Raw genomic sequence first — 8863 nt, forward strand, 5'->3', positions numbered from 1 at the left:
AGTGCGTCGAACTCACCACCACTGGCCGCGGTGTACACCGCGAGTTGTTCCAGCATGCGTCCCTCGGCCTGCCAGGACAGCCGCGCCAACCCGAACGCCGTCGCCAGCGGCGCTGCCTCCGGGGAAGCATCCTCGGGAAGCACCACAATCGGTTCGCACATATGCTCAGTCTACCGAAGACCGTGCGCGGTTTCCGTTGTGCAGCAACGGTTTCACCCCATCGAGGTGACACTTACCCGCCGTGTTCGCAGCTGAAACTCAGATCAGGTCAGATCATGACGATCAGGCACGCTGTTGGCGGTGCCTTCTCCTGTTCCGCGTGACCGCGGCAGATCAGGCTCACGTCGTCTTCATGCCGAACACCATCTGGCCAGTCCGCGGGCGTCCGCCAGACTCATCCCGGGATCACCAGAACACCCCCGGTCTCGGTGCCGCCAAGGTTGTTTCGACACCTCAGCAACGACTCGCCCGCGCTCGTCTTCCTAATCCCTACCGGACGCATGACCCGCGCCTTTCCTCATCGCTCACCACGACGGTCTTCAGCCAACGAGCATGAGGCGGTGTGAAACGTCCCCCCGCACGGCGGCTCCGAAGGGCCAAACCTTCATCGGTCACGCAGCACCGCATCGATCAGCTCCTCCAACATCAAGCCCCTCTCCGCGTTCAGGACGCGCGCCGGCACAACAGGACCACCGACCTGACCAGCAAACGGTCACCGATCGCCTACGACCACCAACACCAACGTCACGGACTCAATCGCCTAGCCGGCACGCCGGGCCACCAGGAACGTCGGGGCCAGCGCGAGCACCCCGCCGAAGATCGCCACCAGCGCGTACCCACCCAGCCCGAACAACGCGCCGGCCAGGAGACTGGCCGCCGCGGACGAGCCCCACACCACCGCGTCGACCACGCCCTGCAGCTGGGTGCGCTCCGCCGCCGGCAGGTCGCGCGAGAGCAGGCTGCTGCCGCCGACGAACACGAGGTTCCACCCGTACCCCAGCAGGAACAGCGCGAGCGGCAGTCCGGAGGTGTGCGCGGTCGGCGCCGACACCGCGGTGACCGCCGCCAGCGCGAGCGTGCCGATGCCCAGGTAGATCGTCGCGCGGCCGCCCCAGCGGTCGGCGATCCGGCCGGACAGCGGGGCCAGCGCGAACATCCCGATCATGTGCGCGGACAGGATCCAGCCGACCACGTCGAGCCCGTGCCCGTGCGTCTCGAGCTGCAACGGAGTCATCGTCATCACCGCGACCATCGCTACCTGCGCGCCGACCATCGCGACGAGCGGGGTGAGCACCTCCGGCCTGCGCAGCGCCGCGGCCACCATCGCGCCGGACAGCCGCGGCCGGGGCGGCGGCGGTGGCACCCGCGGCAACCCGACCGTCACCACGAACGCGAGCGCCGTCGCCACCGCGGCCACCAGCACCGGCCCGGCCAGCTCCGGCAGCCCCAGCCAGCCCGCCGCGTGCGCGCCGGGCGCGATCAGCGCCGGGCCGGCGACCGCGCCGACCGTGCCGGCCCACACGATCACCGACAGCGCGAACCCCTTGCGCTCGACCGGGTACAGCTCGGCCGCGACGTACCGGGACATCTGCGCGGCGCCGTTTCCTATACCCAGCAACACCATGCCGGCGACCAGCACGGCGAGCACCGTGCCGGCCGCGGCGCCGAACGCGACCACCGCGCCCGCGATACCGAGGCCGTACATGGCGAGCAGCACCGGCCGGCTGCCGCGCCGGGCCATCAGCGCGCCGGCGCCGAGCGTGCCGGCCGCGGTGCCGATCACGCCGAACGCGTTCGGCAGCCCGCTCCACCCCGGCCCGGCCGCGTCCGCGGCGATGAGCGTGGCGGCCGTGCTCGCGCCGACCATCGCGGTGTTCATCGCGGCCACGCCGGAGAACAGGGACACGGTCGAGCGGCGAGCGCCGGTCAGCAGGATGGTCATGAGATCAACCCTAGGCAGCTGCAACCCCGTTTCGAATGGCCTCGCAACGGCGTAACGTCGCTCGCACCCGCACTACGGAAGGAATGTCGTGGCCGAGACCTTTCGTTCGGAAAGGCCGCTGGATCGGGTCGACTGGCAGATCGTCGAGGAGTTGCAGGCCGACGGCAGGCTGTCGTTCAAGGAGCTGGGGCGCCGGATCAACCTGTCCGCGCCCGCGGTGGCCGAGCGGGTGCGGCGGCTCGAGGAGTCCGGGGTGATCACCGGCTACCACGCGCAGGTCGACGCGCGGCTGGCCGGCTACCCGTTCCTCGCGTTCGTGCAGATGCGTTGCTCGCTCGGCCACTGCCTGCTCAAGACCAGCGCGGCGGCGGACTACCCGGAGATCGTGGAGATCCACAAGCTGTCCGGCGACCACTGCGCGATGGTCAAGGTCAGGGCCGCGACGCTCGAGCACCTCGAGGGCCTGTTCGAGCGCGTCGGCCAGCACGGGGAGCTGCGGTCGTCGGTCGTGCTGTCGACGCAGTTCGACGGGCGGCCCGTGGAGCCGCCCGTCGAGGACTACCTGACCGCCACCCGTGCCGAGGGCTGGTCCTCCTAGAGTCGCGTGATCCTGTTCCTTTGCGTCCGCTGTGGATCAACGTGGTTCCTGGCAAGGCGGAGGAAAGCTGCTGGGCCGGCGAATCAGGTGACGAACTTCCGGCGGGGGGCACTAGCAGTTGTCCGGCGCCGGACGGCCGGCGAACCGGTCACCCAGGAACCTCACCGCGCCGGGTGCCCCGCTGACCGCGAGGACGGCGTGCTCGCTGAGGTAGTCGGGCACGAACCGCACCGTGCCGCCGTTCGCGCAGTAGGTCGCGCGGAGCCGTTGCGCGGAGGAGAACGGGATCAGCTCGTCGAACACCGAGTGGTAGAGGTAGGTCGGCGCGGTCGGGGTGACCTGGCCGAGGTGGTTCTCGGCGAGCACCCGCGCGACCACTGGGTCGGCCAGCGGGTTCGGTGTGGTGGTGAACTCGTCGAGCCGCCGGAACGCGAGCGCGGTCGCCTCCTCGGCCACGCACATGTCGCCGACCCGGTCCATCATCGCCCGGCCCTCGTCGTTCAGGACGTGCAGGATCTCCGGGTACTCCCGGCCGACCCCGACCGCCGCCGCGATGAACAACCCCGCGAAGGCGCTGCCGTCCATGAGCTCGCCCGCCGCCGCGAGGTCCGACGGGACGCCGCCGCCCGCGATGCCCTTGACGTCGATCTCCGGTGCGTAGCCCGGTTGCAGCTTGGCGGCCCAGGTGGTGGCCTGCCCGCCGCCGGAGTAGCCCCAGAGGCCGACCGGGGTGTGCCGTCCCAGCTGCCGCAGCGCCGCGCGGATCCCGTCGAGGACCGCGTGCCCGGCCATGGGGCCCGCGCCGTACGCGTGGCGCGGTCCTTCGAAGTCGGTACTGGTGACGGCCCACCCCTTGCTGAGCGCCATCGCGATGAGGGCGAGCTCGTAGGCCGTGCCGGTGCGCAGTGTGTAGGACGGTTGGCACTGGTCGCCGAGGCTGTCGATCGCCTGCTGGTAGGACACGAGCGGGCGAGTGCCGGGGTACGGGGTGAGCGGCTCCATCAACGTGGTGGCCACCGCGACCGGCCGGCCCTTCGAGTCGGTCGAGCGCACGGCAAGGATGGCCGAACGAGCCGAAGGAGAAAGTCAAGCTGCGGAACAAGAACGCGGTCATCTACGGCGGTGGCGGGGCGATCACCGGCACGTTCATCAACGCCGCCAGCGGCCTGTTCGTCTGAAGTGGACGGTGAACCCCGCCTGGGCGAGCCTCAGGCGGGGTTCGCCGTGTACATGGCGCTCAGGAACTCCACCAGCAGCCGCTCCCGCAGCGTGGGCGACGCGGCCGCCAGCATCGTGTTCACCTCGGCCATCCGCTTCGGCACACCGACCCCGTCGAGGCCGGCCGCCGCGAGCAGACCGGCGAACTGCTCGGGGGTCAGCGAGTCGGGGTCGAGCGCGGCGATCGCGTCGAGCAACTCGGCCGGCAGCGCCACCGGACCGGCCTCGCGGGCGGCCGCCACCGCGTCGGCCAGGTCACCGAGCAGCTCCGGCTCCGACCCGTGGTTCACCGCGGTCACCGTAAGGTGCAGGTTCGCCGGCGAGGACCGGAAACCGAACTGCGGCTGGACGTACCAGCTCCGCTCGGTCATCTCGTCGGCCACCGTGAAGACGTCGAAGTCGTCGGCCACGCCGGTGACCGACAGCAGCGACGAGCGGGGATCGCCGAGCACCCGCAACCCGTCGATCGCCTCGATGCCGGCCCGCAGCGTCCGCACCGCCGCCAGCGTGCGCGACGCCAACTGCTCGTAGCCCGCGTCGCCGACGTGCCGCAGCACCGCCCAGGCCGCGGCCAGCGGACCGCCGGAACGCGTCGACTGCAACGTCGAGTTGAGCATCGTGTAGCCCGGCCACCGGGCGCTCGCGAAGAACTGCGGCCGGCGCAGCGACGCGTCCGCGTGCAGCAGCACCGATGTCCCTTTGGGACAGTAGGCGTACTTGTGCAGGTCCACCGACAGGCTCGTCACGCCCGGCACGGACAGGTCGAAGTCCGGCACGGCCACGCCGAGGCGGCGGAAGTAGGGCAGCACCCAGCCGCCGATGCACGCGTCCACATGGCACCGCACGCCACGCGCCGCGGCCGCGGCGGCGACCGGCGCCACCGGGTCGACCACGCCGTGCGCGTAGGACGGCGCGCTCACGACCACGAGCACGGTGTCCTCGTCGATCGCCGCGGCCATCGCGTCCGGGTCGGCGCGGAACGTCCGCGGGTCCACCGGCACGGTGACCGCCTCGACGCCGAAGTAGTGCGCGGCCTTGTGGAACGCGGCGTGCGCGGTGCCGGCGAGCACCATTCGCGGCCGGTCGACACCCGGGCGGGCGTCCCGCGCGGCCTGCACGGCGAGCAGGCAGCTCTCGGTACCCCCGGAGGTCACCGACCCGACCGTGCCCGGCCCGCCGCCCAGCAGCGCGGCCGCGGTCGACACGACGTCGTTCTCCATCCGCAGCAGGCTCGGGAAGGCGGTCGGGTCGAGCCCGTTCGCGGAGCTCGCGAGCGCGTGCGCGGCGGCGGCCAGCTCGTCCAAACCGGACAGTCCACTGTCGTAGACGTAGGCCAGCGTGCGGCCGCCGTGGGTCGGCAGGTCGCCTGCCCGCAGCGTGCGCAGCTCGTCGAGCACCTGGTCGGCCGGTGGGCCGGCGGCGGTCATGGGTCAACCTCCAAGATCCGGCGTCGCAGGAACGGCAGCCCGGCGAGGGCGAACAGGGCGGGGACGAGACCGGCGCCGATGATCACCGCGGTGACCGCGCCGGCCGGTTGGGTCACGTCGTCGCCGGCCGAGGACACGTAGCCGCCTGCGGCCAGCACCATCCCGTACAGCGCGGGGCCGAGCGCGAGGCCGAGGGTCTCGCCCGCGGTCCACACGCCGGCGAACAGGCCCGCGCGGATCTGGCCGGTGCGCTCCTCCTCGGCGCTGATCACGTCCGGCAGCAGCGCGAGCGGGAACACCTGGATGCCCGTATAGCCGACGCCGACGACCGCCGCGCAGGCGACGACGACGCCGACCGGGAACACCCGCGCGCCGAGCAGGCCCAGCACGCCGACGGTGAACACGAGCGAGGCGAGCACGTAGCCGAACCGCTTGCCGTAGCGGTCCGCGATCTTCATGCACAGCGGCATCACGAGCAGCGCCGGCCCGACGAACGCGGCGAACAGCAGTGACTGCAGGCCCTTGTCGTTCAGCGCGACCCGGGCCATGTAGTCCACGCCGGCCAGCAGCGTCCCGATGCCGGCCGACTGGATGACGAACGCGAGCAGCAGCCAGCGGAACGGCCGGCAGTCCCGTACCGCCGCGAGCACCTCCCGCCAGTTCGACACCGACGGCAGCACCCGGCTCCGCGACGCCCGCGCGACGCCGAAGAACACGCCGACCGCGCCGACGACGATCAGCACGCCGACCGCGATGCCCATCACCCGGTAGCCGGCGATGCCGCCGACCGCGTCCCGGATCGCGGGCGCGCCCGCGCCGCACAGCAGGATCGCGATCGCGAGCACCGCGATCCGCCACGCGGTCAGCCGGGTGCGCTCGGCCGGGTCGGCGGTGAGCTCGACGGGCAGCGCGTTGAACGGCACCTGGAAGAACGCGAACGCCGTGGCGCACAACAGGAACATGCCCGCCACGTACAGCCCGTCGAAGGTGGCCGAGCCGGTGTCCGGGCCCGCGAACAGGCCGGCGAAGAAGACCGCGAGCGCGACGCCGCCGCCGATCAGGTACGGCCTGCGGGCGCCGAGCCGGCCGGTGGTGCGGTCGCTGATCCGCCCGGCGACCGGGTTGAACAGCACGTCCCAGGCCTTCGGCAGCAGCACGAGCAGGCCCGCGACCGACGCCGACACGGCGAGCGTGTCGGTGAGGTACGGGAGCAGCAGCAGGCCCGGGACCGTGCCGAACGCGCCGGTCGCGAGCGAGCCGAGCGAGTAGCCGAACCGTGTGCGCGTGGGCAGCCGATCCGCCTCGACCGGAACGCGAGCGGAATTCATCATTGCGCGGTGACCCTACGGTCACCGGGCACGCACGTCCAGTCCAGGTAGGGTTCCTCAGCTCCAGCCAAGTACGAGCCGAACGCACTTCTTGTCGATCACGATCTCACCGTCGGCCGGGGTGCCGGCCGGGTAGGCGTCGATCCGCAGACCGGCCGAGCCCGGCCGGCCGGCCTCGTCCCACGCGACGACGTGCGCGGCGAGCTCGTCGGCGATCCGCTCGGTGCCGGTGACGACCAGCTCGCCGTCCTCGGCGGACAGCGTCGCGAGCCCGAAGTCGTCGAGGATGCCGGCGGTGGCCACGGTGCCCGGCGCACGCAGCGGCGCGTTCGCCAGCCGCGTGCCGGGCTCCACTTCGGACAACCCGAACCAGCGCGGCTCACGGACCGCGAGCCACAGCCCGAAGCCGTCGAACAGCTCGAACCGCTCGGGCGTGACGCCCGTGCGGATCTCGACCTCCGGCGCGTCGAGCGTCTCGAGCACGGCCGCGGTGTCGAGCTCGCGGGCCTCCGGCAGGGCGGCCGTGAGGTGGGTTTGCCTGTCCAGCACGTAGTTGCGCTCCGGGCCGGCGAACGTGCCGCGCATGCGCATGAACCCGCACGGGCTCGCCGAGATGGACGTCCAGTGGTCGCCCGCGCGCTCGAACGCGACCGAGCGCTGCACGCCACGCAGGTCGAGCGGGACGACGAGGCGGCCCGCCGGCTTGAGCTGCTCGTGCCAGGCGGGGGCGAGGTCCCAGACGCCGACGGTGGCGATGATGCGGTCGTAGGGCGCCTTGTCGGGGCAGCCGAGCGCACCGTCGGTGTTGAGAACCTTGATCCCCTCGCAGCCCGCGGCGGACAGGTTGTCCTCGGCCCGCTCGACGATCTCGGGGTCGAGGTCGATGCTGACGACCTTCCCCTTGGGACCGACGATGTGGTTGATGAGCGCGGCGTTGAACCCGGTGCCGGCGCCGATCTCGAGGACCCGGTGGCCGCGCGCGGCGCCGAGCTGGTCGAGCATGATCGCCATGATCGTCGGCTGCGACGACGAGCTGGTCGGCTGCCCGTCGGCGTCGCGCTTGGTGACGATGGCCTCGTCGCGGTAAGCGGCGTCCGGCGGCAGGTCGGGCAGGAAGATGTGCCGCGGCACGGTACGCAGCGCGTCGGCCACCAGTGCGTCGGTGGCGCCACCCTGTTCCCGGACGTGGACGAGCAGTTGCTCACGCAGCGCGTTCAGCTCGGCGCCCAACGAGGCCTCCATTCCGTCAAAGCCGGCACCATGTTCCCATTGCGGGCAACCCCCATAGCCTGTGTGCATGTCTGCCCCACCGGATCTCGAGTCGCTCAGGTTGCTGGTGTACGTCGCCGAGCTCGGCAGCGTCGGCCGCGCGGCCAGAGCCATGGGCATCGCCCAGCCGTCGGCGACCAAGCGGCTCGCCGCGCTGGAGCGCCGGGCGGGCCTCCCGCTGCTGGTCCGGACGCCGCACGGCTCGACGCTGACCACCGACGGGAAGCTCGTCGTGGCGTGGGCGACCACGCTGCTGGCCGCGGCCGAGGAGTTCCAGGGCAGCCTCACCGCACTGCGCACGAACCGGTCGGCGGCGTTGCGGATCGCCGCGTCGATGACGATCGCGGAGGCGCTGCTGCCCCGCTGGCTGTCCGACCTCCGCCGGTCCGAACCGGACGTACACGTAGGACTGACGGTGACGAACTCCACCGAGGTCGCTCGCCTCGTCCTCGGCGACTCGGACGTGGACCTCGGTTTCGTGGAGGGCCCGACCCTGACCGAGGGCCTGGCGAGCCGGGTCGTCGGCGCGGACCAGCTGATCGTCGTGGTGCCGCCCGCGCACCCGTGGGCCCGGCGCCGCCGCCCGCTGCGGGCCGCCGAGGTGGCCGCGACCCCGCTCGTGGTGCGCGAGCCCGGCTCGGGCACCCGCGAGACCCTGGACCGCGTGCTGGTGCGGTTCACCCCCGTCGAGCCGGAGCTGGAGCTGGGCTCGAACGCCGCGGTCAAGGGCGCGGCCGTGGCCGGCATCGCGCCGGCCGTGCTGTCCCGCCACGCGGTCGAGGCCGACCTGGCCGCGGGCTCGCTGATCGAGGTGACGGTGGCGGACCTCCGCCTCGAACGCCGCCTGCGCGCGGTGTGGCAGCAGGGCCGCCGCCTGGCGGGCCCGGCCGCGGCACTGCTGCGCGTGATCGTGAACTAGTGTCCCGCGCCCGGAAGTTCATCACTTAGGGCGCGTAGTGAATCAAGTCAGGGTGGGTTGGGCGTGTCGCGTGTCGGGCGGAGGGTGTAGTTCCAGTCGCCGTGCCAGGTGTCGCGGGTGATCGGGAGTTCTTTCATCTGTCGGTCGCTGATCTCGATGCCG

The 8863-nt window shown here is 72.1% G+C and carries 7 protein-coding genes; 2 read left to right on the top strand and 5 right to left on the bottom strand.

Annotated features, from left to right (window positions below; translation table 11 throughout):
- Positions 1 to 760: 760 nt before the first annotated feature.
- Positions 761 to 1942, bottom strand: coding sequence for an MFS transporter (locus GEV28_RS40665; protein WP_291419475.1), 1182 nt, complete (start codon positions 1940 to 1942; stop codon positions 761 to 763).
- Positions 1943 to 2030: 88 nt separating this feature from the next.
- Here GEV28_RS40665 and GEV28_RS40670 point away from each other — a divergent pair, with 88 nt between their 5' ends.
- Positions 2031 to 2540 carry an Lrp/AsnC family transcriptional regulator gene (locus GEV28_RS40670; RefSeq protein ID WP_291419477.1) on the top strand — a complete coding sequence of 170 codons (510 nt, stop codon included), beginning with the start codon at positions 2031 to 2033 and terminating at the stop codon, positions 2538 to 2540.
- A 111-nt stretch (positions 2541 to 2651) separates the two neighbouring features.
- Here the strand turns inward: GEV28_RS40670 and GEV28_RS40675 are convergent, their stop codons facing one another.
- From GEV28_RS40675 to fxlM, 4 genes are all read right to left on the bottom strand, one after another.
- Entirely contained in the window at positions 2652 to 3593 is a 942-nt protein-coding gene (locus GEV28_RS40675) for a lipase family protein (protein WP_291419479.1), read from the bottom strand.
- Positions 3594 to 3748: 155 nt separating this feature from the next.
- Positions 3749 to 5185 (bottom strand): aminotransferase class V-fold PLP-dependent enzyme, encoded by a 1437-nt coding sequence (locus GEV28_RS40680; protein WP_291419481.1) that lies wholly within the window; start codon positions 5183 to 5185, stop codon positions 3749 to 3751.
- Positions 5182 to 6513 (bottom strand): MFS transporter, encoded by a 1332-nt coding sequence (locus GEV28_RS40685; protein ID WP_291419483.1) that lies wholly within the window; start codon positions 6511 to 6513, stop codon positions 5182 to 5184. Before GEV28_RS40685 ends, GEV28_RS40680 begins: the two co-directional genes overlap by 4 nt.
- Positions 6514 to 6570: 57 nt before the next feature.
- Complete coding sequence (gene fxlM, locus GEV28_RS40690; RefSeq protein ID WP_291419486.1) at positions 6571 to 7743, bottom strand: methyltransferase, FxLD system; 1173 nt, start codon at positions 7741 to 7743, stop codon at positions 6571 to 6573.
- 67 nt (positions 7744 to 7810) lie between these two features.
- Between fxlM and GEV28_RS40695 the strand changes: the two genes are divergently transcribed.
- On the top strand, positions 7811 to 8701 hold the full coding sequence (locus GEV28_RS40695) for a LysR family transcriptional regulator (protein WP_291419488.1): 891 nt from the start codon (positions 7811 to 7813) through the stop codon (positions 8699 to 8701).
- Positions 8702 to 8863: the final 162 nt, after the last annotated feature.

Origin of the sequence: Actinophytocola sp. (assembly GCF_009379765.1) — a bacterium.
In the GTDB taxonomy this organism is placed as follows: Bacteria; Actinomycetota; Actinomycetes; order Mycobacteriales; family Pseudonocardiaceae; genus Actinophytocola.

Bases quoted from the DNA above. Each gene is read 5' to 3' on its own strand.
- GEV28_RS40665 (WP_291419475.1), bottom strand. From the start codon at position 1,942: ATGACCATCCTGCTGACCGGCGCTCGCCGCTCGACCGTGTCCCTGTTC.
- GEV28_RS40695 (WP_291419488.1), top strand. From the start codon at position 7,811: ATGTCTGCCCCACCGGATCTCGAGTCGCTCAGGTTGCTGGTGTACGTC.
- GEV28_RS40680 (WP_291419481.1), bottom strand. From the start codon at position 5,185: ATGACCGCCGCCGGCCCACCGGCCGACCAGGTGCTCGACGAGCTGCGC.
- GEV28_RS40685 (WP_291419483.1), bottom strand. From the start codon at position 6,513: ATGAATTCCGCTCGCGTTCCGGTCGAGGCGGATCGGCTGCCCACGCGC.